Origin of the sequence: Algoriphagus aestuariicola, assembly GCF_017254835.1 — a bacterium.
Classification (GTDB): domain Bacteria; phylum Bacteroidota; class Bacteroidia; order Cytophagales; family Cyclobacteriaceae; genus Algoriphagus; species Algoriphagus aestuariicola.
The window spans coordinates 179,853-199,601 of sequence record NZ_JAFKCW010000001.1 but is presented as its reverse complement, the minus strand read 5'-3'; the positions used below and the strand labels follow the sequence as shown (position 1 = coordinate 199,601).

Annotated in this window: 26 protein-coding genes and 1 pseudogene; 22 read left to right on the top strand and 5 right to left on the bottom strand. The window is 48.1% G+C overall.

Annotated elements, in window-relative coordinates:
* The first annotated feature begins 202 nt into the window (after nt 1-202).
* The 4 genes from J0A67_RS00865 (at nt 203) to J0A67_RS23150 (ending at nt 2,108) form a co-directional block, all read left to right on the top strand.
* Nucleotides 203-1,234, top strand: coding sequence for a sugar phosphate isomerase/epimerase family protein (locus J0A67_RS00865; protein WP_206567383.1), 1,032 nt, complete (start codon nt 203-205; stop codon nt 1,232-1,234).
* Nucleotides 1,235-1,351: 117 nt separating this feature from the next.
* Nucleotides 1,352-1,618, top strand: a complete 267-nt coding sequence (locus J0A67_RS23200; RefSeq protein ID WP_206567382.1) for a DUF2071 domain-containing protein — start codon at nt 1,352-1,354, stop codon at nt 1,616-1,618.
* Nucleotides 1,619-1,648: 30 nt separating this feature from the next.
* A complete protein-coding gene (locus tag J0A67_RS23250; RefSeq protein WP_206567381.1) occupies nt 1,649-1,753 on the top strand; it encodes a DUF2071 domain-containing protein in 105 nt (34 codons plus the stop codon).
* Nucleotides 1,725-2,108 carry a DUF2071 domain-containing protein gene (locus J0A67_RS23150; protein ID WP_206567380.1) on the top strand — a complete coding sequence of 128 codons (384 nt, stop codon included), beginning with the start codon at nt 1,725-1,727 and terminating at the stop codon, nt 2,106-2,108. The genes J0A67_RS23250 and J0A67_RS23150 overlap by 29 nt, the downstream gene beginning before the upstream one ends.
* 145 nt (nt 2,109-2,253) lie before the next feature.
* Here J0A67_RS23150 and J0A67_RS00845 read toward each other — a convergent pair whose 3' ends face one another.
* Together J0A67_RS00845 and J0A67_RS00840 are read right to left on the bottom strand one after the other, a co-directional pair.
* A complete protein-coding gene (locus J0A67_RS00845; protein WP_206567379.1) occupies nt 2,254-2,400 on the bottom strand; it encodes a hypothetical protein in 147 nt (48 codons plus the stop codon).
* A 204-nt stretch (nt 2,401-2,604) separates the two neighbouring features.
* A complete protein-coding gene (locus tag J0A67_RS00840; protein WP_206567378.1) occupies nt 2,605-3,147 on the bottom strand; it encodes a fasciclin domain-containing protein in 543 nt (180 codons plus the stop codon).
* A gap of 271 nt (nt 3,148-3,418) precedes the next feature.
* Between J0A67_RS00840 and J0A67_RS00835 the strand changes: the two genes are divergently transcribed.
* From J0A67_RS00835 to J0A67_RS00795, 9 genes are all read left to right on the top strand, one after another.
* Nucleotides 3,419-3,955, top strand: a complete 537-nt coding sequence (locus J0A67_RS00835; protein WP_206567377.1) for a DUF2975 domain-containing protein — start codon at nt 3,419-3,421, stop codon at nt 3,953-3,955.
* A 3-nt stretch (nt 3,956-3,958) separates the two neighbouring features.
* Nucleotides 3,959-4,177, top strand: a complete 219-nt coding sequence (locus tag J0A67_RS00830; protein WP_206567376.1) for a helix-turn-helix domain-containing protein — start codon at nt 3,959-3,961, stop codon at nt 4,175-4,177.
* 60 nt (nt 4,178-4,237) lie between these two features.
* Entirely contained in the window at nt 4,238-4,678 is a 441-nt protein-coding gene (locus J0A67_RS00825) for a GNAT family N-acetyltransferase (protein ID WP_206567375.1), read from the top strand.
* A gap of 28 nt (nt 4,679-4,706) precedes the next feature.
* Nucleotides 4,707-5,081 (top strand): VOC family protein, encoded by a 375-nt coding sequence (locus tag J0A67_RS00820; RefSeq protein ID WP_206567374.1) that lies wholly within the window; start codon nt 4,707-4,709, stop codon nt 5,079-5,081.
* Between the two features lie 485 nt (nt 5,082-5,566).
* Entirely contained in the window at nt 5,567-6,160 is a 594-nt protein-coding gene (locus J0A67_RS00815) for a dihydrofolate reductase family protein (RefSeq protein ID WP_206567373.1), read from the top strand.
* A gap of 229 nt (nt 6,161-6,389) precedes the next feature.
* Nucleotides 6,390-6,818 (top strand): putative quinol monooxygenase, encoded by a 429-nt coding sequence (locus J0A67_RS00810; protein ID WP_206567372.1) that lies wholly within the window; start codon nt 6,390-6,392, stop codon nt 6,816-6,818.
* A gap of 5 nt (nt 6,819-6,823) precedes the next feature.
* Entirely contained in the window at nt 6,824-7,384 is a 561-nt protein-coding gene (locus tag J0A67_RS00805; protein WP_206567371.1) for a YdeI/OmpD-associated family protein, read from the top strand.
* A gap of 13 nt (nt 7,385-7,397) precedes the next feature.
* On the top strand, nt 7,398-8,003 hold the full coding sequence (locus J0A67_RS00800) for a hypothetical protein (protein WP_206567370.1): 606 nt from the start codon (nt 7,398-7,400) through the stop codon (nt 8,001-8,003).
* A gap of 40 nt (nt 8,004-8,043) precedes the next feature.
* Nucleotides 8,044-8,502, top strand: coding sequence for a nuclear transport factor 2 family protein (locus J0A67_RS00795; protein ID WP_206567369.1), 459 nt, complete (start codon nt 8,044-8,046; stop codon nt 8,500-8,502).
* Nucleotides 8,503-8,543: 41 nt separating this feature from the next.
* Here J0A67_RS00795 and J0A67_RS00790 read toward each other — a convergent pair whose 3' ends face one another.
* Nucleotides 8,544-9,920 carry a sulfatase family protein gene (locus tag J0A67_RS00790; protein ID WP_206567368.1) on the bottom strand — a complete coding sequence of 459 codons (1,377 nt, stop codon included), beginning with the start codon at nt 9,918-9,920 and terminating at the stop codon, nt 8,544-8,546.
* A gap of 149 nt (nt 9,921-10,069) precedes the next feature.
* On the opposite strand from J0A67_RS00790, the gene J0A67_RS00785 reads away from it, so the two are divergent.
* The 6 genes from J0A67_RS00785 (at nt 10,070) to tnpA (ending at nt 17,147) form a co-directional block, all read left to right on the top strand.
* A complete protein-coding gene (locus J0A67_RS00785; protein WP_241265027.1) occupies nt 10,070-11,245 on the top strand; it encodes an MFS transporter in 1,176 nt (391 codons plus the stop codon).
* Between the two features lie 155 nt (nt 11,246-11,400).
* Entirely contained in the window at nt 11,401-11,595 is a 195-nt protein-coding gene (locus J0A67_RS22995; protein WP_241265026.1) for a hypothetical protein, read from the top strand.
* 67 nt (nt 11,596-11,662) lie between these two features.
* Nucleotides 11,663-12,751 carry a serine hydrolase domain-containing protein gene (locus J0A67_RS00775; RefSeq protein WP_206567367.1) on the top strand — a complete coding sequence of 363 codons (1,089 nt, stop codon included), beginning with the start codon at nt 11,663-11,665 and terminating at the stop codon, nt 12,749-12,751.
* Between the two features lie 171 nt (nt 12,752-12,922).
* Nucleotides 12,923-13,597 carry a hypothetical protein gene (locus tag J0A67_RS00770; protein WP_206567366.1) on the top strand — a complete coding sequence of 225 codons (675 nt, stop codon included), beginning with the start codon at nt 12,923-12,925 and terminating at the stop codon, nt 13,595-13,597.
* Nucleotides 13,598-13,878: 281 nt separating this feature from the next.
* On the top strand, nt 13,879-15,507 hold the full coding sequence (locus J0A67_RS00765) for a long-chain fatty acid--CoA ligase (RefSeq protein WP_206567365.1): 1,629 nt from the start codon (nt 13,879-13,881) through the stop codon (nt 15,505-15,507).
* A gap of 1,178 nt (nt 15,508-16,685) precedes the next feature.
* Nucleotides 16,686-17,147, top strand: a complete 462-nt coding sequence (tnpA, locus tag J0A67_RS00760) for an IS200/IS605 family transposase (protein WP_206567364.1) — start codon at nt 16,686-16,688, stop codon at nt 17,145-17,147.
* A gap of 95 nt (nt 17,148-17,242) precedes the next feature.
* Here tnpA and J0A67_RS00755 read toward each other — a convergent pair whose 3' ends face one another.
* The gene (locus tag J0A67_RS00755) at nt 17,243-18,073 is read right to left on the bottom strand and encodes a cyclase family protein (RefSeq protein ID WP_206567363.1); all 831 of its coding nucleotides are present in this window, start codon (nt 18,071-18,073) and stop codon (nt 17,243-17,245) included.
* Nucleotides 18,074-18,235: 162 nt separating this feature from the next.
* Between J0A67_RS00755 and J0A67_RS00750 the strand changes: the two genes are divergently transcribed.
* From J0A67_RS00750 to J0A67_RS00745, 3 genes and pseudogenes are all read left to right on the top strand, one after another.
* A complete protein-coding gene (locus J0A67_RS00750; protein WP_206567362.1) occupies nt 18,236-18,460 on the top strand; it encodes a VOC family protein in 225 nt (74 codons plus the stop codon).
* Between the two features lie 32 nt (nt 18,461-18,492).
* Nucleotides 18,493-18,543, top strand: a pseudogene (locus tag J0A67_RS23245) (hypothetical protein); the annotation flags it as partial.
* 1 nt (nt 18,544) lies between these two features.
* On the top strand, nt 18,545-18,928 hold the full coding sequence (locus tag J0A67_RS00745) for a TlpA family protein disulfide reductase (RefSeq protein WP_206567361.1): 384 nt from the start codon (nt 18,545-18,547) through the stop codon (nt 18,926-18,928).
* Nucleotides 18,929-19,151: 223 nt separating this feature from the next.
* Here the strand turns inward: J0A67_RS00745 and J0A67_RS00740 are convergent, their stop codons facing one another.
* Nucleotides 19,152-19,691, bottom strand: a complete 540-nt coding sequence (locus J0A67_RS00740; protein WP_206567360.1) for a pyridoxamine 5'-phosphate oxidase family protein — start codon at nt 19,689-19,691, stop codon at nt 19,152-19,154.
* Nucleotides 19,692-19,749 lie beyond the last annotated feature (58 nt).

The following is a 19,749-nucleotide window of genomic DNA, read 5'->3' as shown; positions in this document are numbered from 1 at the left end:
GAGATATTTTTTGGAAAGCTGGACTGAGTAAGCTCCGATGGTGCAGAGCTTTATCCTAGTAAAAGTCAACTCCTTTTCACAAGCGAAATGCCTGTGCTGCAGATTGTTTTTTCGAACAAAAAATGGCGAATAGGGAAAAATGAACGAAGCTTTATGATTATCTTTTGCTTCGTTCGTTCTCAACCTAAGCGAAAAACCCAAAATGAGCCCTTCAAGAAGAAACTTCCTCCAGCAAGCTGGCGTAGCCGCTGCGGGATTTGCCTTTACCCCTTTCCTGCCAATAGACCTACATTCCATTCACTCAGGGAAGAAAAAACTTACCGCCACCCTTTCCCTAGGCCAGTTTTCCTTTGCCTCAGAACTATACGGTGGCAAGATGAGTACGCTGGATTTCCCAAAGCGGGCCAAAGAGCTGGGGATCCACGCTCTGGAGTATGTCTCTGGCTTTTTCAACAACAAGCATACGGATAGCACCTATCTCAAAGAACTGAAAAACATCTGCGAAGGTGAGGGAGCTACCAATCACCTGATCATGGTGGATGGGGAAAACCTCGCTTCCCTTGATGCCGCAGCCCGCAAAAAGGCCGTGGAAAGCCACCACCCTTGGATCGATGCCGCCAAATACCTCGGCTGCACCACCATTCGAGTCAACTTGGGCGACACGAGCAAAGCCCTATCAGGAGAACCCGAGGAAGGAAGCGCTGAGGAAACCGCCAAAGCTGCCCTGGATGGCTATTCTTCCTTGCTGGAGTATGGGGAAAAGGCCGGCATCAACGTGATCGTGGAAAACCACTTCGGCTACTCCACCGACCCAGACTGGCTGGTCGGAATCATGAGCCAAATAAAATCGGACAGAAAAGGCTTCCTGCCCGACTTCGGCAACTTCTGTGCACAGCGCAGCAAACCCGAGGGTGCGGGCATCCAAGCCCTGCTCAGCACCACCTGCATCAAGGAACACGACAAATACGAGGGAGTGGCCAAGATGATGCCCTATGCAAAGGGAATCAGCGCCAAATCGCATAAGTTTGACGCAGCGGGCAATGATGTGGAGACCGACTACCTGCGGATGTTCCAGATCATCCAGTCCTCGGGCTGGACAGGCGGCTATATCGGCATCGAATACGAGGGCGGCCTCTACCGGGACATGGGCGGCGACACCAGCTACCTCTCCAACTCGGATGGTATTCTGGCCATGAAAAAGCTGATCGAAAAGACAATGGAGGAGCTGGGGTGATTAAGGGGCAGGTGTGTGATTAACAAAACCATTGAAATGGTTTTCGGAATGGCTGGAACCGATCCATAGCCCACCGTTTAAACGGTGGGCTACGTGGGTCGATACCCATTGGAAAAAATGGCTTCAGCCATTTATAATTCAATTGTTGAAAATGTCAGGATCAGAGCGAATGAAAGCGGAAAGGACCATGACAACCGAACTAGCGCTGATGTAATCAGCGACGCTACAACCATCTACAACGAAACAAGCTTTATCACTGAAATACACTGGATGATGAGATTTTTAAACGCAGAATGGAGAAAACTGGCGATTACAAACTATGAGATCGCACCCAGTCTATTGTCGAAATATATTCCCGCCGGCACCGAACTGGATCTGTGGTAGGACAAATGTTTTGTCAGTCTGGTCGGCTTTATGTTTGTGAATACCAAGCTGCTGGGAGCACCGATACCATTTCACAGGGATTTCGAAGAAGTCAATCTAAGATTCCATGTCAAGCACATGGAAGGCAACAAATGAAAACGCGGCGTTGTCTTCATCTAAGAGTTTGTGCCTAAGCCAGCGCCTTTTTGGGGCGAATACACCCTATGGCGAGAACTATGAAACGATGCCGATGCAACACGTTTGGGTAGAGAATGATTCACAAAGGACTGTAGCGTATCGATGGGAAAAGAACAGCGTTTGGCAATCATTTGAGGTCACCACCGAATTGCAGTCTTCCCCTATTGAGGAAACCAGTGAAACCGAATTTATCACTGAATACTACTGGGGCTATGCAGTCGGTTTCCCTTATCATCTCCATATTACCGCTGACTCAGCTTCGCTTTTACTCCGTATCATCTTCGGGTCCAAGTCGAACAAGAGTCGAAGATGACTCGAAGATGAGTCGGAGATGACTCGAAGATGAGTCGGAGAAGAGTCGGAGAAGATATGCCTCAAAAGGCACTGCTCCCACCTGAGGGTAGTGAGCTATTGCCCTGGGTATATCCAGGTGTCTAAACGAATGGAATCCCTGGAATTTAATAATTCAATCCGTCGGTGGTACCCGCAGTGACATTGATCGTCACATCGGTGATCTTGGCTGACAGATCCGAAGGAAGAAATAGCGCCGCATACGCAATGTCAGACATCATGGGCAATTGTTTGAGCATGGTATCGTCTTCCATTTTCTGAGGGTTGCTACCAGAATGCAATCCCCCTCCCCCATCCACGAAGATTTGCTACCCATTTGGTATGAAACAAGATGGGCACCCATTTCCCAAATCGAAATTTTCAGGCTTTTACCACAGAAATCGGTCGCTCCTGACAGAGCCACAAAAAAAAGCCGGACAACGCATCCGGCATTTCAAACACTCAACCTAATCCTAGTCCTATTTTGGCAAAATCACTCCGTCCACCACGTGAATCACACCATTGCTTCCTTTAAGGTCTGCGGCAGTCACTTTGGCATCATTGATCATCACCACTCCGTCCTTGATGGAGACGGTAAGTTCCTGGCCATTTAATGTGGGCACCTTTTGTCCGTCTGAGAGATCGGCAGCCATCACGTTTCCCGAGACCACATGGTAAGTCAGGATTCCGGTCAGTTGATCTTTGCTTTCAGGCTTCAGCAAAGTCTCAACCGTTCCCGCAGGAAGTGCCTCAAATGCAGCATTGGTCGGCGCGAAGATGGTGAACGGCCCGCTGCCGCTGAGGGTCTCCACCAATCCAGCAGCGGTAACCGCCGTCACCAAGGTACTGTGCTCAGGTGAGCCTACGGCGATGTCGACGACCGTCTTCGGAGTCTCGACAGGCGCAGGAGTCTCGACTACTTCCACTTCTTCCACAGTTTCTTCCTTTGGAGAACTGCAGCTGACTACACCGGCAGTGGCAATAACGGCCATAGCCAGTGTCAGAAATTTATTTTTTCCCATTGTGATAGTTTGTTAGTGTATTTCAAGCTTAACAAGCTCAAAGACAAATTGTTTGCACGTGACATAGGCCTCCTGATGAAATCTGCAATTCCATGCTTCCACTAATCGGGATTTGCAATACTCCCGAAAACCCGATCTTTTCACACCCAGCCTTCATAGATAGAGTCAAAAAGCCAGACTACGCAGGAATTATTTTTGTAAAAAGATATTTATTTATTGTTTTTCGATAAATATTTATCATTTTTAGCTAAGGATTTAAAATCTCTATACCATGGCAAAAACAAACAACTTCGTGTTTTGGGGCTTATACATCGTGGCTTGGCTCATTTTTGTCGGCCTGTCCATTGAGGCGGGAGGCTTGCTGGTCAATTTCTTCTTCGCTTGGCTCAAACCGGAAGTAGTCCAAAACCTATATCAGAAGCTGGACTTGTCCGAAATGTACCAACGCAGTGAAATAGCCTTTTTCGGGATCTACAGTTTTATTCTAACCCTCTCGATTTTGAAAGCGGTACTATTCTACACCGTCATCCGACTGATGCACACCATGGATTTGACCAAACCCTTTGACGCCTTTGTCTCCAAGCAATTTTTCCAGATCAGCTACTACACCATTGCAATCGGACTGCTGAGCTACATCGCCCGTCAGGCCGCCAAAAACCTAACGCACCAAGGCATTGCCACCGACTCTCTTAACCAATTTTGGGAGGATAGCCAAGCTTTTGTCCTCATGGGCGCGGTCATCTATATTATTGCGACGATTTTCAAAAAAGGCGTAGACCTCCAAGCCGAAAATGACCTAACCGTATAAGCCATGCCCATCATCGTAAACCTGGATGTCATGATGGCAAAGCGTAAAATGTCGCTGAATGAACTTTCGGCAAAAGTGGATCTGACCCTATCAAACCTCTCCATCTTAAAGACTGGCAAGGCAAAGGCCATCCGCTTTAGCACCCTGGAAGCCATTTGCAGGGTCCTGGACTGCCAGCCTGGCGATATTTTGGAATATGTACCTGGATACCAGGACCAGTAGGCGTGTCCGCTGAACTTTCACAGTCAGAAACTATGACTTCCCCAACTACCTTTATCCAAAATGAAACCGATCATAGATATAATCGACAAATCAGAATACCCGGAAATAGTCGACCTCTGGGAGGCCTCCGTCAGAGCCACCCACCATTTTTTGAAGGAAGAGGACATCGCCTATTTCAAACCCCTGATCCTTGACCACTATTTGGATGCGGTCGAATTGCGATGCCTGAGGGACGGCGACGGCAAGATCCTAGGCTTTGCCGGAGTTGCCGAGGGGAATCTGGAGATGCTCTTCGTCCACCCGGATCATCTGGGAAAGCGGATAGGCAAAACGCTGCTGGACTACACCATCCAGCACTTTAGTGTCAAAAAAGTCGACGTAAACGAACAGAATGAACAGGCTTTGGCGTTCTACCAACACTTTGGCTTTGCAGTCGTAGGCCGCTCCGAGTTGGATTCCACCGGAAAACCCTACCCTATTTTGCATCTGGAGCTGAAGTAGTAAAACCTTCAACAAATCCAAAAACAACATGGACAACACCTTTCAAGCAGGCATCAACATCGCCATCAAGATCCCCAAAAGCAAATACGAAAAAACGGTAGCCTTTTACCGGGATATCCTAAAGCTGGAGGTAAGGGAAGTGCCCATCACCAATCCCACCGTCTCGCGAACCCATGAAGTGAAATTCGGCGCCAATGTCATTTGGCTGGATTGCGTAGACAACTACACCCATTCCGAGACCTGGCTGCAGCTCACCGTCCCGGACGTGGGTGCCGCCACTGAGTACCTGCAGTTCAAGGGTGTCGAAACCTGCGACGAACTGGAAGAGCTACCCGAGAATATGCACTGGATCCAAGACCCCGCCGGGACAGTCTTCAACTTGCAACAACGAGAGGGGAAGTAGGGTCTAGACAGGGCTAACCTGACAGATCAGCCACGATATCGAAACAGGATTTTTACCACAGAGAGCACCGAGGTTTTTTGGGTAAACCTGATCTGCCCAAGACAATTCCAAATTCGCCTCTATTTCCATCTGACAAACCTAAGGTAGCCACTCGGGCCAAATATTGTCCCGAGTGCTTTCGGATTGATTCTTTTGGGTCAAAGCTTGAGGCTGTCTCAAAAGGCCTTTTTGTCAGCCTGAGCACTGGAGCTACGGGAGTAGCGTATATCGAAGGCCATTTACAGTGAATACAGCCGCATTTCGACTATGCTCAACGTGACAAACATCAGTAATGAGACAGCCTCCAAAAGACAGAAAAGAAACCTGAATAATACACGCGTGACTCCAATCGATTGACGGAAAGTACCATCCACATTGCCGCATTTTGCCTAACCGGGAAACCTTCAAATTTCCGAGCTTTATCCTACATTAAACCAGCGGAAACCATGAGAAAGATCGTCGTTTTGGAGTTCATTACTTTGGATGGTGTCATCCAAGCACCCGGAGGCCCTGAAGAAGATCCTTCGGAAGATTTCAAGTACGGAGGATGGGTAGCGCCCTATGATGACGAGGTTTCCAACAAGGCGATGGAAAAGATTTTGAAACCCTCTGACCAGTTGCTGGGGAGAAAGACCTTTGAAATCTGGGAAAACTACTGGCCCGAGCATGCCCAATATTGGCCAGGTATCAACGAGGTGGCCAAATACGCCCTTTCCAAAACCCGCACCAGCTCAGACTGGAACAATTCCGTTTTCCTCCAGGACGTCGAGGACATCAAAAAAGTCAAAGCCTCCGAGGGACTCGACCTGCATGTTTGGGGCAGCAGCGAACTTGTACGGCTCCTACTCCAACATGACCTCGTGGACGAATTTTGGCTGATGATCCATCCCATCACCCTGGGCAAGGGCAAAAAGCTGTTTGGGGATCAGGCCATCCCGGCGGCTTTTGAACTCAAAGAAAGCATCGTGACTCCAAAAGGAGTGATCATTGCCAACTATCACCGGGCTGGAGAGGTACAGACGGGAAGAGTTGGAGCCTAAGTTTGATCTCTCGCGGAGACTCAAGGACGCAGAGTTTTTTGGCACAGGTTCAGGAACCTAACTAAAGAAAACCCTTTGCGGCTCCGCGTCTCTGCGAGATACAAACTCTCTTGCACTTCACTTGCGAAGAAGCAGAACACTTAGCTATCCCATTGGCGCATCTGTGACGATACAATTGGGAAACATTTTTTATTTTGCAGGGACTGGTTCCATGAAAACCGAATCTCCCATGCGCAGCTTTTTTCCAACGGTGTTCCTATTCCTTGTGGCGACACTTTTTTCCTTTCAAACCCAAGGACAAACTGCTGCCACTATGGACTTAGAAAAGCTCAAAATAAGGATCGCCGAAATCGAAATCCATCCGGAACATCTGGATGCCTACCTGGAAATCCTCAAAGTCGAAGCGGAAGCCTCCATTCGACTCGAACCCGGCGTGCTTGCGATTTTCCCCATGTCCGAAAAGGAAAGCCCAACCACGCTCCGACTCATAGAGATCTATCAAAATGAGGACGCGTACCAAGCGCACTTGCAAACGCCCAACTTCCAGCAATACAAAACTTCCACCCTCCACATGGTGAAATCCCTCAAGCTGGTGGAAATGGATGCCATTGATCCGGAAAGTATGTCCAAAATTTTCAAAAAACTAAGCCTCAACTAGACCCCATGCCCCAAAACAAAGATTTTGGCGAAGCGCTCGACCTTCTCCATCAGATTCTCTCCAAGACGGAGCTCACTGAGTCCATCAAATGGGGCGTGCCGGTTTTTACCTACGGAGGCAAAAATGTGGTCGGCTATGTGGGCATGAAGGAGCATTTCGCACTATGGTTTTACAATGGCGTTTTCCTCTCCGACCCCTATCGGATTCTGATCAACGCACAGGAAGGGAAGACCAAGGCCATGCGCCAATGGAGATTCACCTCGATCGGGGAAATCGATGAGGCCAAGATTCTGAAGTATGTCCAAGAAGCTATCGAAAACGAGAAGGCAGGAATGGCTTGGAAACCGGAGAAATCTGCAGCATTGGAGATTCCCGACATCTTGCAGCAAAGGCTGGATACAGAGGCAGAATTGAGAGCGGCATTTGAAAAACTGACTCCATTCAAGCAAAGGGAGTTTGTCGAGTACATCACCGAAGCCAAGCGAGAGGCCACTCAGCTTTCCCGATTGGAAAAAATCATTCCCTTGATCCTACAGGGAATCGGTCTAAATGACAAATACCGCTAAAACTTTAAGCCCGATGACTAGCATACAATTGACTTTCCCAACGGAGGTTCCCTTGATTCTGGTGCTGAGAAAAACACTGGCCTGGACCAAACACGAGCAGCCCGACCAAGTGCTGAAAGATTGGCTTTCCTTTCCCCGCAAAATGACTTTGCCTTTGCAGCTCGAGGGAGACAAATTGGAGCTGGGCAAAGACTTTGACTTTCCAAGCTTCGCCCAAACTCCGGACATTTTGGTCTTCAGCCTGAACCTGAATTCACAAGAGCTCGAAATCCACGGCATCCATCCCAACCAAACCCTGGACTTGGCTCCGCTGAGCCTTTCTGCAAAAAATGGAATACTGGAAGTGTTCTTCGAATGGAGCTACTTCAGCGTGGGTGATCCGGAGCGGGATGCCATGAAAATCGGCGAGTTGCACCCAGGAAAAAACCTTGAATTTAGGATTAACGGCAAGCGGGACTTCTCTCTGACTGGACGGCGGGACAGAAGCTATATGGAACAATCTTTCTGGATTCAGGAGCTGGGATCCATTCGAAGAGCGGAGTCTTCGAAAGGCAAAGAATTTCCTTTTGAACTGCCCAAGCCGGATAAATTGGTAGATTTAAGAAAACTGCTCTGGTAAACCCAGGCAGGGAATATCCAAGCCCAGAAAACCCTTTGCCATGAAAAAAACCTTGCTGATCCTTTTTTGCGCCGTCTTGTTTTCCGTCTCATTTGCCCATGCCCAAAGCGCTCAGGAAAAGGAGCTGATTGCGCTGGATATGGCTTGGGAGAAAGCCCTGTTGGACTCGGATGCGGCTTTTTTGGAAAGGCTTCTTGCTGATGACTTTGTCTGGGTGCACAACCATGCCAGTCTTATCGATGGCAAACCTCAAGTCCTAGCCCGAGCCAAGCGTATACAGGGAGGCCAAGTAGACAATACCAAAGGGAGAGCTTCCCGCGACCAAAAAGTCGTGTTTTTGGGAGAGACCGCCGTGGTAAGTGGTTTTACGCTAGTCGACCGCCCACCAAGCCCGGTAACCTACAATTTCATGAGAACTTACGCCAAGATCAATGGGGAATACAAGCTGCTGGCGAACCATACCATGGCTGTGCCTGATGAGGAATTGAAGAAAGAGTAGGAGGAAAAAAGCGCTTTCTCTCCCCCTCTATTTACATAACACTAATCTAGAATTCTCGCCTTTTCCTTCAGGTACCGCTGGGATTGCTGTTCCAACTGCTTTTTAAGCTTTTTGAGCTCGGAAGCATGGCTTGGATCATCCGCAAGGTTATTGATTTCCATCGGATCAATTCGCAGATCATAGAGCTCTTCATGTTCCGGATCATTGATATAGCGGAAATACTTCCATTGTTCAGTACGGATCGCTTCGCTGGGCGCAATAATGGGAGTTTGCCAAAGGTGCTCGAACAAAATCTCCTTTCTGTAGGCAAGTTTAGATGATCGCAGGCTCATCCCCTGCCATGATGCAGGGCTTTTAACCCCTGCAAAATCCAAAATCGTAGCAGGCACATCGATATTCAGCGCGGCTGTAGACACCCTTTCCCCACCACCTGATCTGGGATCATATATGATCAGCGGCACCCGAAGCGAGTTGTCGTACATCAGCCATTTTCCAGCCAGTTGCCTTTCCCCGAGGAAATAGCCATTGTCACCCATCAGGATGATGACTGTATTTTCTGCTAATCCTTCCCGTTCCAAAACATCCCGAATTTTCCCGATTTCTGCATCGACCTCAGAGATCATACGATAGTAGCCCTTGACGCTATGCTGGAATTTCTCGGGCGAATCGTATCGCCAATGCCAGCGGGTCCGGTTTTCTCCTGTCCTTACATACTCCGGCTGCGCCAAAAAGTAGCCTTCCTCCCCGATTTTGGGTGCTGGAATCACCACATCTTTGTAAAGCTCGTCATACTCCTGGGACCAGAAATACTGAAGCGGAGCGGGGTCATGGGCGTGGGGAGCACTAAAGCTGAGCGAAAGCATAAATGGCTTATCCTTCGGAGCCTTTTGGATAAAATCCTGAGCTTGCTGTCCGGTATACCGTGTCAAATGAACCGTATCTTCCCCAATTGTCTTAAAGAAATAGCCCCTTCTATCCTTGAATTTTCCGTTTCGGTCATAATCTTCCCCCTCGTCAAACAAGCCCGAAAATCCGGGATAGTTCACCCCGAACTTTCCAAAAAAACCCGTGTGATATCCCGCCCTCTTGAGTTCGACGGGATAGGACTGCGCCATAAAGGGTTCCTTGATATCGCCCTGCCCAAAGGTATAACCGTGGGTACGTTCGTACAGTCCAGTCAAGATACTCGCCCGACTGGCTGCACATATCGGCGTGGTGACAAAGGCATTTTCAAAATAAGTCCCCTGCTCCGCCAGTTTATCCATTTCAGGAGTCTGGATGATTTCATTTCCGGCGAAACCCAAGGCATCCCACCTCTGGTCATCCGTCAGAATAAAAATAATGTTGGGTTGATGGGATTGGGCAAAACTTGCGCCCAGGAGGAAAAAGGAAGCAAGTAAAATGAGTTGACTTTTCATAAATTGAATGATTCTTTGTCAAATAAAACCAAGCCTCTGGAAAAACTGTCCTGCTTTGTGATCGCCTCAGCTGAAGTCAATCGGCTTGAGAATGATCCCAGCTTTGATAACTTTAGTCCAAAACCACCACCCTATTTTTTCTGTCAGCTTTGAAAAAGAAAATCCTTCTACTCATCATCTATCTGGCTTTTATCAGCCTGGGATTGCCCGATTCACTTTTGGGAGCCGCCTGGCCGGCCATGTTTGGCGACCTGGGTGTTCCCGTAAATTATGCCGGGATTCTTTCCCTGATCGTCGCTGCCGGAACGGTGGTCTCTAGTCTCTTCAGCGGCAAAGTGATTCGAAAATTCGGCGTGGCCTCAGTGACCACCTTCAGTGTCCTGATGACGGCCTTGGCGCTGATGGGCTATTCCCTCTCCGACCACTTTGCTTTTCTCTGCCTTTTGGCCGTTCCCCTTGGACTGGGAGCAGGAAGTGTCGATGCCGCACTCAACAACTACGTGGCTCTCCACTATGAAGCCCGCCACATGAACTGGCTGCATAGCTTTTGGGGCGTTGGCGCCGCAATCGGCCCGATGATCTTGGCTGGACAGTTGGCCCGGGGACACTCTTGGTCCGATGGCTACCAAAGCATCGCTTGGATTCAGCTCGCGCTGGTGGCGGTTTTGGTCGCGTCTCTGCCGTTGTGGGTCAAAAACCAGATGGAAGACTCAAGGTCTACGGAGGAAAAACGCCCGGGACTTTTCCAACTCATCCAAGTCCTTCCCGGACTGCCTCAAGCCCTGTTGGTGTTCTTTTGCTATTGCTCGATTGAAGCGAGTTTTGGGCTTTGGGGAGCTAGCTACTTGGTTTTTGAAAAAGGCTTCGAGGCTGACCTTGCCGCCCGATATGCTTCGCTTTATTACCTGGGCATCACGATTGGGAGATTTCTTTCCGGCTTTTTGACCCGCCACTTCAGCAACCGCCAATTGGTCTATCTCGGCCAAGCCGTGATCGGGCTGGGGATTGCGCTGTTGGTTTTACCAATTGACGCGCTGATCCTACCCGGATTTTTGGCCATTGGTTTGGGCTGCGCGCCTATCTTCCCCAGCCTGCTGCACGAGACACCTGCCAACTTTGCGGAAAAGCACTCCCAGAGTATCATGGGATTGCAGATGGCCAGCGCTTATGTGGGTATTACCTTGATGCCTTTTCTCTTTGGAGAGATCGCAACCTTTACCGGACAAAGTTTTCTGTTGACATTCTTGGGGATGTTTTTGGTGCTGATGGTTGGATTGACTTGGAATCTGAATCAAAAAATAAAATCCAAAATCCCACAAATTTGAAACATATCTCAAGAAGGCCCAATATCCTTGTGATCTGTGGAAAGAATAAGAGACGCAGTCGGACTGCCGAATTTATGTTTAAAAACGAGCCTCGTTTTTCGGTTAGATCTGCCGGATTGAGCCCTAAGAGCAGTCGGAAAATCTCGGAAAACGATTTGAATTGGGCCGATTTAGTATTGGTGATGGAGCCCGACCACAGCGCAAAAATAAAGGAGCTTTATCGCTTTTTGGAGCTACCCAAAATAGAAACCCTTCATATCCCCGATGAATATGAGTTTATGGATGAGGATCTTGTCGAACTTCTTTCTGATAAAATCAATGAGCGGGTGAGTCATGAATTTGGGATCTAGTCGAAGTTCCCTACTCAACCAAAACCGACAAAAAAGACTATTTTCGTTGCCTATCTTCCTAATTCCTATGAAACTCCTCAGGCCTTTTGCATTCATTCTTTTCAGCATCTTTCTCTGGGAAAAAACTCCGGCCCAAAACTTCCAACAGATCCTGGATTCGGAAATCAGCGAATCCATGCCCGGAATTCTCTTTACGATCGAATCGGGAGATGAGGATTTCTCTTGCTCCGGCGCGGCAGGCATCAATGACCTGTCCAAAGGCGACTCCCTGAAAACTGATCAGACTTTCCGCATCGCCAGCGTGACCAAAACCTATGTAGCAGCCAGCATTCTCCGACTGATGGAAAAGGGAGTTTTGAAGCTGGATGACCCGATCTCCAAGCATCTTTCTGCCGAGCACGCCCAGATTTTGTCTCAGGATTATGATCTGGACGAAATCACGATTCAACAGACTTTACGGCATTCCGCGGGATTTTTTGACCATACGCACGCGCCTGAGTTCTTCGAGCTCGTACTACAAACGCCCCCTCATGAGTGGACTCGCACCGAGCAATTCCGAATGTGTGTGGAAAAAGGCGAACCCATCGGCCCTCCGGGACAGCAATTTAGCTACTCGGATACGGGCTATGTGATACTCGGGGAGCTGATCGAGACCTACACAGGCAAAAATCTGGATGGAGGTATCAAGGAACTGTTGGGCTTGGAGTCTCTGGGACTTGCCCGAACCGACTTCGAGCGCATCGATCCCGCCACCGACCAGCTGCGCATCCACCAGTATTTCCAAGGCCAGGACACCTATGGGTTTAGCCCGACGATGGACTACTATGGTGGCGGTGGAATCCTGTCCAGCACCCAGGAACTGGTCGATTTCTTTCAGGCACTGTTTCAGGGAAAAATATTCGAAAATCCCGAAACCTTAGAACTCATGCTGGAACCCGTGACCTATGCCGAAAAAGCCCGCATGGACTACCAAATGGGCATGTACAAAGTCCAGGTCAACGGCCTAGATGCCTACTGCCATTCCGGATTCTGGGGTACGCAGGTGATCTATATTCCCGAAATCGACATCTATATGGCCGCCAACTATTCCGCCGGCTGGAGAGGCAGCGCGGTCGCACCGATTTTTGGGAAGGTACTTTTAGCGCGGGAAGATTGAAAACAAGCAGCAGGCTAGAAAATACTTGGAACTACAATAGAATCACGAAGCTTACCCTTGCCGGAATCGACGAAATGGTTATTTTAAATCCAGCAACAGCCAGAGGACTCTTCGCCCAAAACGGGCAGTGGGATTTAACATGGATGTTAGCGCGTATTAGGCCATCATAAAATGCCAGAGTTCAACACATATAATAGATCATTAGAAGTTCCCTGGATTTTGAGACAGATAGAACGACTAATGACTTCTGCAAAGAACTTTTCAGATTCGAGTTTAGTGTTATATGCAGCTCTTGAAACTAGGAATTTATTTGAACGCTTAGAATTTGAGCTGATAGCAATGGCAGCTAAAGGGACAGATTCTGAAGAATTTTTGAACGAAATATGTGGAAGATTAGGAATACAAAAAGCGAACAAGAGGTATAACAGCTTAAAATATCGCTATCAATCTTTCTCAAGCGCCGCGACAAAGGCTATCTTCGAAGGTGGAACTTTGAAAACTTTTGACTTGAAGAAATCAGACGAATTTTGTTCTGAACTGTCTCAATATGTTCACAGCTATTGCAGGCGACCAGAGGAGATCATATTTGACAGTGAATATATCCAAAATGGCCTTAAGTTAATTAACAATTGTATCGACTACTTAATGAGTGACTATTTTGTTGTCATTGATGGGGGTATAACTTATGGGCTTTTTGATTTTACAACTTTAAACCCATCCGTTAAATCAGAATTCAATGACTGGTTAAAAAGAGTGGATCAGGATGAAGAAGCTCTTCTAAACAGGCTCATCGAAATAAACAACCGTGAAAACGGTGGAGTTAAAACCAAAATCTCATTTGATTAAACACGCCTAACAAACGCCTGTCCGCCATGTGTCAAAGTACTTTCAGGTCTTTCGTCCGGATTAGTTACGATAGTGCTTTCTAGCTACCTCTCCCGCTGGGTGTAGAATAAATAGAATTGGGACTAGCTGAGATTGCATCTACACCTTTCTACCCATACAAATTTGTAATTTGCTTATGACACAGCGCTGTATGAAACTGAGCAAATTGAATAGGATATTCGAATGATTTGCAAACGTTACCCAGCTGACTGCAATAAGCATAGCAACATAGACCCGAAGAAATGGAAGGCTTGATAATGAATTATCCGCTGACGACCAATACCATTCTTGAGTATGGAAACAGCGTCTATCACCACAAAAAAATCATCACCTACTTACCCAATGGCACGCGCCACGAATACAGCTTCGGTGACATGTACAAGCGCTGTAAACAGCTAGCCAATGCTCTGACACAGAAATTCGGAATCAGCAAAGGCGACATGGTGGGTACTTTCGCTTGGAATCATGGTGCCCATGTGGAGTTGTACTACGGGATTTCCGGCATAGGAGCCGTTTGCCACACGATTAATATCCGACTGTCCGGCAACCAAATCGAGTATATTATCAATAATTCGGAGGACAAGGTGATTTTTGTTGATGCCACCCTAGTTCCACTTTTGGAAAAGATCGCTCCGCGACTTGAGACGGTAGAGCATTATGTCCTGATCAATGCGCCAGAGGATTTTAAAACCACCTTACCAAACACAATCCATTACGAGGAGCTGATCGCCGAACAGTCGGAATCTTTTGACTGGCCTGAATTGAATGAAAATGATGCCTGCGCGATGTGCTATACCAGTGGAACCACGGGATTGCCCAAAGGAGCCTTGTATTCCCACAGGTCTACTTTTTTGCATGCGTTTGCATTGATGGCGCCAAATGCGGCAAATATTGGCAATACCGACATTGTACTGTTGATTGTCCCCCAATTCCATGTCATGGCCTGGGGCTTTCCCTACTTGTGCCTATTGGCTGGCGCTACCATGGTCATGCCCTCTTCAAACCTCAATCCAGATGCGATCATCCGTATGCTCCAAGCGGAAAAAATAACCAAGGCCAATGGCGTCCCAACCATTTGGCTCGGAGTATATCATGCGATGAAAATGAACCCTCCGAAGGAAAAGTTAGCCCTTCAAGAATACTTGGTCGGCGGTTCTGCACTTCCTAAAAGTCTTATTGAAGGCTTTGAAAAGGATTTTGGAATCAAAGGAACACATGCCTGGGGAATGACCGAGACTTCGCCGCTGGGAACGGTAAGTCGGCTTCAGACCAAACATGGGGACTTGCCGGAGAGTGAGAAATTGGTCGTGCGGGCCAAACAGGGCACTGCTATTCCCGGCGTGGAAATCAGGATTGTAAACGAGGACGGAACATTAGCTCCCAACGACGGCAAAACCATGGGAGAGCTTCAGATAAAAGGAGCCTGGGTCATCAGCTCGTATTTTAAAACGAACAATCAGGAAAGCTTTACTGCCGATGGTTGGTTTAAGACAGGCGATGTGTGCACCATTGATACCGATGGTTTTATGGAAATCAAGGATAGGACCAAAGACCTGATCAAAAGTGGCGGGGAATGGATCTCCAGTGTGGCTCTAGAGTCTGCCTTGATGGCTCATCCCAAAATCAAGGAAGCTGCGGTCATCGCGATACCGGACGAAAAATGGGTAGAAAAGCCCTTAGCTACCCTAGTCTTGGTGAACAAGGAGGACAAGGTTTCGGCTGATGAACTAATCGAATTTCTGTCGCGGGACTTTGTGAAATACCAGATTCCCAAAGACTATTACTATCTCGACGAAGTGCCAAAAACCAGCGTGGGCAAATTTGACAAAAAAGAGATCAGAAGACTTTTTGCGGAAGGAAAACTTATTTAAGTAGATATATATCCTCAATCTTGCAAATGATCGATTTTACTTCTCCATTCGGGCTGGAAGATTTCGCAACGGCGGGCAGGCAATGAGGGAAGACCAAAATTTCCATTTTATTAAAAGGAAAACTGAGAGAGGTGGACTGAAAACCAAGGAGATCACAGGGCTACGCCCCCTTTTAGCAATCAGGACACGCATCTTGCTACGAAGATTGCCAGCCTACGGCCTGCCCAACATCACTAATCCCCTATCAAAAACAAAGGCTCCTCATAGCCCTATCGCACTTTACACCAGAGCGCTGCAGGAGGGGCGTAGCCCTGACGTCTTCGTAGAAAACAGCGCTGAAATCAAAACCTGATCTGCCAATCTTTCCCCATTTCATCAGATCACAGGGCTACGCTCCTTTTTAGAAATCAGGACACGCATCTTGCTACGAAGATTGCCAGCCTACGGCCTGCCCAACATCACTAATCCCCTATCAAAAACAAAGGCTCCTCATAGCCCTATCGCACTTTACACCAGAGCGCTGCCGGAGGGGCGTAGCCCTGACGTCTTCGTAGAAAACAAAACAATTTCGATTCAAGAGGCGCGTAGCGCTGAAATCAAAACCTGATCTGCCAATCTTTCCCCATTTCATCAGATCACAGGGCTACGCCCCTTTTTAGAAATCAGGACACGCATCTTGCTACGAAGATTGCCAGCCTACGGCCTGCCCTAACATTACTACCCCGTTACCTAAAACAAAGGCAGATCATAGCCCTATTGCGCTTTACTCCAAAGAGCTATCATGGGGGCGTAGTCCCGGCATCTTCGTAGAAAAAGAACACCACACCGCGAGGCACGAGGCGCGTAGCGATAAAATCGATTCGCTAGGTTTGAGGCAATATCACAGATCACAGGGCTACGCCCCTTTTCAACAATCAGGACACGCATCTTGCTACGAAGATTGCCAGCCTACGGCCTGCTCCCGGTATTACAAAACGGTATCGAAAAAGCAGCATACAACCCTTTGGCTAATTCACCCACCCATCCGAATCGCGCCAGGGGCGTAGCCCTGACATCTTCGTAGAAAAAACACCACACAAAGGCCAGAGGCGCGTAGCGCTGAAATCTACATTCCGTCAATGATTGTTTTAGCAATACGCCATTGTTAAATTGATACATTCTCACCATCAGAAACAGGAATGCCAAACACCTACACTCAGCTCTATATCCAATTCGTTTTCTGCTCCAAGGGACGGGAGAACTCAATCAGGGAATCCTTCCGTGATGAATTGGAAAAAGTTATCTGCGGTATTGTTTCTAATCATCAATGTAAAACCTATGCCATCTATTGCAACCCCGACCATACCCACATTTTTGTTGGCATGCACCCCGCAATCTCTCCGGCCAAGCTGATGGAACAGGTGAAGTCAGGCTCGTCCAATTGGCTGAATGAAAAAAAATATATCCAAGGAAAATTTTCCTGGCAGAGCGGATATGGTGCGTTTTCCTATTCCAGATCCCAAATCGACCGGGTGGTCAACTATGTATTGAACCAACGCGAACACCACAAGAAGCAAACCTTCCGAGAGGAATACATGACCCTGCTCACCAAGTTTGAAATCAACTACGACGAGCGATATCTTTTTGAGTTTTATGAGTGAAAAACAGCAGACCTGATGAAACTACAAATTCCACCCAGCCCCATCGAAACTTTATTTCTCACTTTAAGGCACACTGGCTGGATAGCTTCTAGCTCTCACCTCCCCACCCCCGCAATCACCCGCAATGGCCCCCCACTGCCATCTTTGATTTTTATGGGAAGGGCTACGATGTAGATTCCTGAATCCGGCAGCTGATCCAGATTTGCCATATTCTCGAAGCCAGGGATATTGTTGCCCATCAGCACCTGATGGCTTGCAAAATCTTGGGACTGCCCATAATCCAGACTTGGTGTGTCCAAACCCACGGCCTTGACCTTGCGCTGCTCCGCCAGAAACTTCGCAGCATCGGGATGAATCCCGGGAAAGTGGAGCTCCGGAATCGCCTCCATGCCCGTTTTGGCCGTGCCGAAGTACTTTTCCCGATCCGGGTAGAACTTGCCATATCCCGTCCGAAACAAGACCATGCTTTGCTCTGGGATTTGCCCGTTTCTCCTTTCCCAGGCCATGATCGCAGCGGTGTCAATCAGATAATCCCTATCAGCCAAAGCCTGCTCACTGACATCGATCAGCACGGCCTTTCCAATGAGTTGATCGAGACGAAGTTCGTCGAGCTTTAGCCCTTTCTCAGAAAAATGAACCGGTGCATCCAAATGCGTCCCTCCATGCTCGGGCGTAGAAAGGCTATAGGAAGAATAGAAATAGCCCTTTTCCGTCATCCCTTCCGCCTCGGTATGCAGCTCAAAGCCAGTGGGATTATTCGGCCAATAGAGCGTGGTCGAGTCAAAGGAATAGCTCAAATCGATCCACTCCAGCTTTGCGAGCGACTCCATTGGATCTGGAGGAGAACTTTCTGCAGTCTTTTGACAAGAGGTAATCAGGCCCAAGTAGAGCAGGAAAGAGAAAGAGGTAACAGTAGTTCGCATCATGGGAAAAGGATTCAGCTTGGATTCGAAAAAGGAAATTCAATGTGTGACTAGTTTCTTCAAATTAAAAAAATTGGTGCAAAACTGAAGCCCTTTATCTAATTTGACTCCTGAGGGACAAGACCTTCGCCTAGAAATCCAAGTAATTTATTCTCTATTAAAACCATGGAGGAGACTCACACCCATTTCGCCCCGGAACTACATATTCCCAAGCAAACCTTTGAGCTTGACTTTTACCGAAAATTTGGCGCTAGGGAGATTTTTTGCTTTCGAAATGAAGACGGGAGTATTCATGTGGCTGAGTTTGAGTTTCATGGAGCGACCTTCCACATCCATGAGACCATGGGGATGCTTTGGAACCCGCCAGTGCGAAAGGGGTCACTTGCGTGATTGGATTATTTGTGCAGGACGTGCAGGCTGTGATGGAAAAGGCCATTCAAGCCGGTGCCACTTTGGTCAATCCCACCACAGACTATGAGTATGGCTATCGCCAGGGTATGTTTCGGGATCCATTCGGCCACTTTTGGCAAATTCAGAAAAAGATTGGTACGCCCAGACCCATCTGAGAGATATCCGGACTACGAGGAGCTCGCAGCACAGGTGGATGCCTTGGATGAAAAGTACCCCCTGGTCGCCATTACCTGCCTGCGTGACAATGAGGAAAACATCAGAAATGGAATTGGCGATAAATATAACCCCATACTTTGGCTGGGAGAGGGCACTGGATTTCAGGAAAAATACTTCATGTCGAGGCTACCTACAACGGTTCTGATCGACCCGCAAGGTAAGGTGGTTAAATATTTCAGGTATCACGAAAAGATCGATTTGGAGGAAGCCATACTCAGCCATCAAAATTGAGCTTCCAAACCTGTCTAGCGTGAGCTTATGACATTTCACGAAACCTAACAAGGTTAGGAATCGCCGATCATTTAACTTCCAATCCACCAATCGCACAACGATGAAATCGCTAGTCTGAAAAAAGGGGTAAGAGAGTCGAAGCTTTACTCAATCGAATAGCCTTTCTGGAATTTGTTCCTTTTGCCTTTAAAAAAGGTAAGGTTGACCGAATCTCTTCTTCCTTTCAAAATATCCGCGTCTCAAATCCGTCGATACTTCGGGTGTTTTTCTTTTCCCAATACGCCTCTATTCCATCGACGCCCTGCTTGGACGACCATGTATTGAGGGTCTCTCGCTCCTCTCTGAAATCCATAAAGGGCACGGCAAATCCGCAACTGGTCTGCACCAGGTCCACTTCCATTTCGATGACCTGTCTGGAGCCGGTATTGGGCGGAAAGAGCCCGATGAAGTCCCTATACTCCAGGTCTCTTTTGTGAAAGATCTTCGCCTGTCCATACAGCCTCAAAATCATCGGCTTGCCCTCAAAAGCGCAAAACATGATAGTCATCCGCGGATCAAGCAGCAGGTGGGCGGCGGTTTCGTTTCCGCTTCCGGTCAGGTTGAGCCACACGACCTTGTTTGGACTGATGACCCGAAAGGAGTCTGTCCCTTTGGGCGAGACGTTCACCCGTCCATCCGCCGCGGCGGTACCTACGAAGAATATCTTCTGGGCGGCAATAAAGTCACTCAGGTCTTCGGTGATCGATTCCAGTTTTTTTCCCACGGCTAGATGCTGGTTTGTTTCTTGGAAAAATACGTCGTTCTGTCCGAAAGCCAAAAAC

Excerpts from the sequence above, each read along its gene's own strand:
- J0A67_RS00865 (WP_206567383.1), top strand. The coding sequence starts at position 203 with ATGAGCCCTTCAAGAAGAAACTTCCTCCAGCAAGCTGGCGTAGCCGCT.
- J0A67_RS23200 (WP_206567382.1), top strand. The coding sequence starts at position 1,352 with ATGGCTTCAGCCATTTATAATTCAATTGTTGAAAATGTCAGGATCAGA.
- J0A67_RS23250 (WP_206567381.1), top strand. The coding sequence starts at position 1,649 with ATGTTTGTGAATACCAAGCTGCTGGGAGCACCGATACCATTTCACAGG.
- J0A67_RS23150 (WP_206567380.1), top strand. The coding sequence starts at position 1,725 with ATGTCAAGCACATGGAAGGCAACAAATGAAAACGCGGCGTTGTCTTCA.
- J0A67_RS00845 (WP_206567379.1), bottom strand. The coding sequence starts at position 2,400 with ATGGAAGACGATACCATGCTCAAACAATTGCCCATGATGTCTGACATT.
- J0A67_RS00840 (WP_206567378.1), bottom strand. The coding sequence starts at position 3,147 with ATGGGAAAAAATAAATTTCTGACACTGGCTATGGCCGTTATTGCCACT.
- J0A67_RS00835 (WP_206567377.1), top strand. The coding sequence starts at position 3,419 with ATGGCAAAAACAAACAACTTCGTGTTTTGGGGCTTATACATCGTGGCT.
- J0A67_RS00830 (WP_206567376.1), top strand. The coding sequence starts at position 3,959 with ATGCCCATCATCGTAAACCTGGATGTCATGATGGCAAAGCGTAAAATG.
- J0A67_RS00825 (WP_206567375.1), top strand. The coding sequence starts at position 4,238 with ATGAAACCGATCATAGATATAATCGACAAATCAGAATACCCGGAAATA.
- J0A67_RS00820 (WP_206567374.1), top strand. The coding sequence starts at position 4,707 with ATGGACAACACCTTTCAAGCAGGCATCAACATCGCCATCAAGATCCCC.
- J0A67_RS00815 (WP_206567373.1), top strand. The coding sequence starts at position 5,567 with ATGAGAAAGATCGTCGTTTTGGAGTTCATTACTTTGGATGGTGTCATC.
- J0A67_RS00810 (WP_206567372.1), top strand. The coding sequence starts at position 6,390 with ATGCGCAGCTTTTTTCCAACGGTGTTCCTATTCCTTGTGGCGACACTT.
- J0A67_RS00805 (WP_206567371.1), top strand. The coding sequence starts at position 6,824 with ATGCCCCAAAACAAAGATTTTGGCGAAGCGCTCGACCTTCTCCATCAG.
- J0A67_RS00800 (WP_206567370.1), top strand. The coding sequence starts at position 7,398 with ATGACTAGCATACAATTGACTTTCCCAACGGAGGTTCCCTTGATTCTG.
- J0A67_RS00795 (WP_206567369.1), top strand. The coding sequence starts at position 8,044 with ATGAAAAAAACCTTGCTGATCCTTTTTTGCGCCGTCTTGTTTTCCGTC.
- J0A67_RS00790 (WP_206567368.1), bottom strand. The coding sequence starts at position 9,920 with ATGAAAAGTCAACTCATTTTACTTGCTTCCTTTTTCCTCCTGGGCGCA.
- J0A67_RS00775 (WP_206567367.1), top strand. The coding sequence starts at position 11,663 with ATGAAACTCCTCAGGCCTTTTGCATTCATTCTTTTCAGCATCTTTCTC.
- J0A67_RS00770 (WP_206567366.1), top strand. The coding sequence starts at position 12,923 with ATGCCAGAGTTCAACACATATAATAGATCATTAGAAGTTCCCTGGATT.
- J0A67_RS00765 (WP_206567365.1), top strand. The coding sequence starts at position 13,879 with ATGGAAGGCTTGATAATGAATTATCCGCTGACGACCAATACCATTCTT.
- tnpA (WP_206567364.1), top strand. The coding sequence starts at position 16,686 with ATGCCAAACACCTACACTCAGCTCTATATCCAATTCGTTTTCTGCTCC.
- J0A67_RS00755 (WP_206567363.1), bottom strand. The coding sequence starts at position 18,073 with ATGATGCGAACTACTGTTACCTCTTTCTCTTTCCTGCTCTACTTGGGC.
- J0A67_RS00750 (WP_206567362.1), top strand. The coding sequence starts at position 18,236 with ATGGAGGAGACTCACACCCATTTCGCCCCGGAACTACATATTCCCAAG.
- J0A67_RS00745 (WP_206567361.1), top strand. The coding sequence starts at position 18,545 with ATGAGTATGGCTATCGCCAGGGTATGTTTCGGGATCCATTCGGCCACT.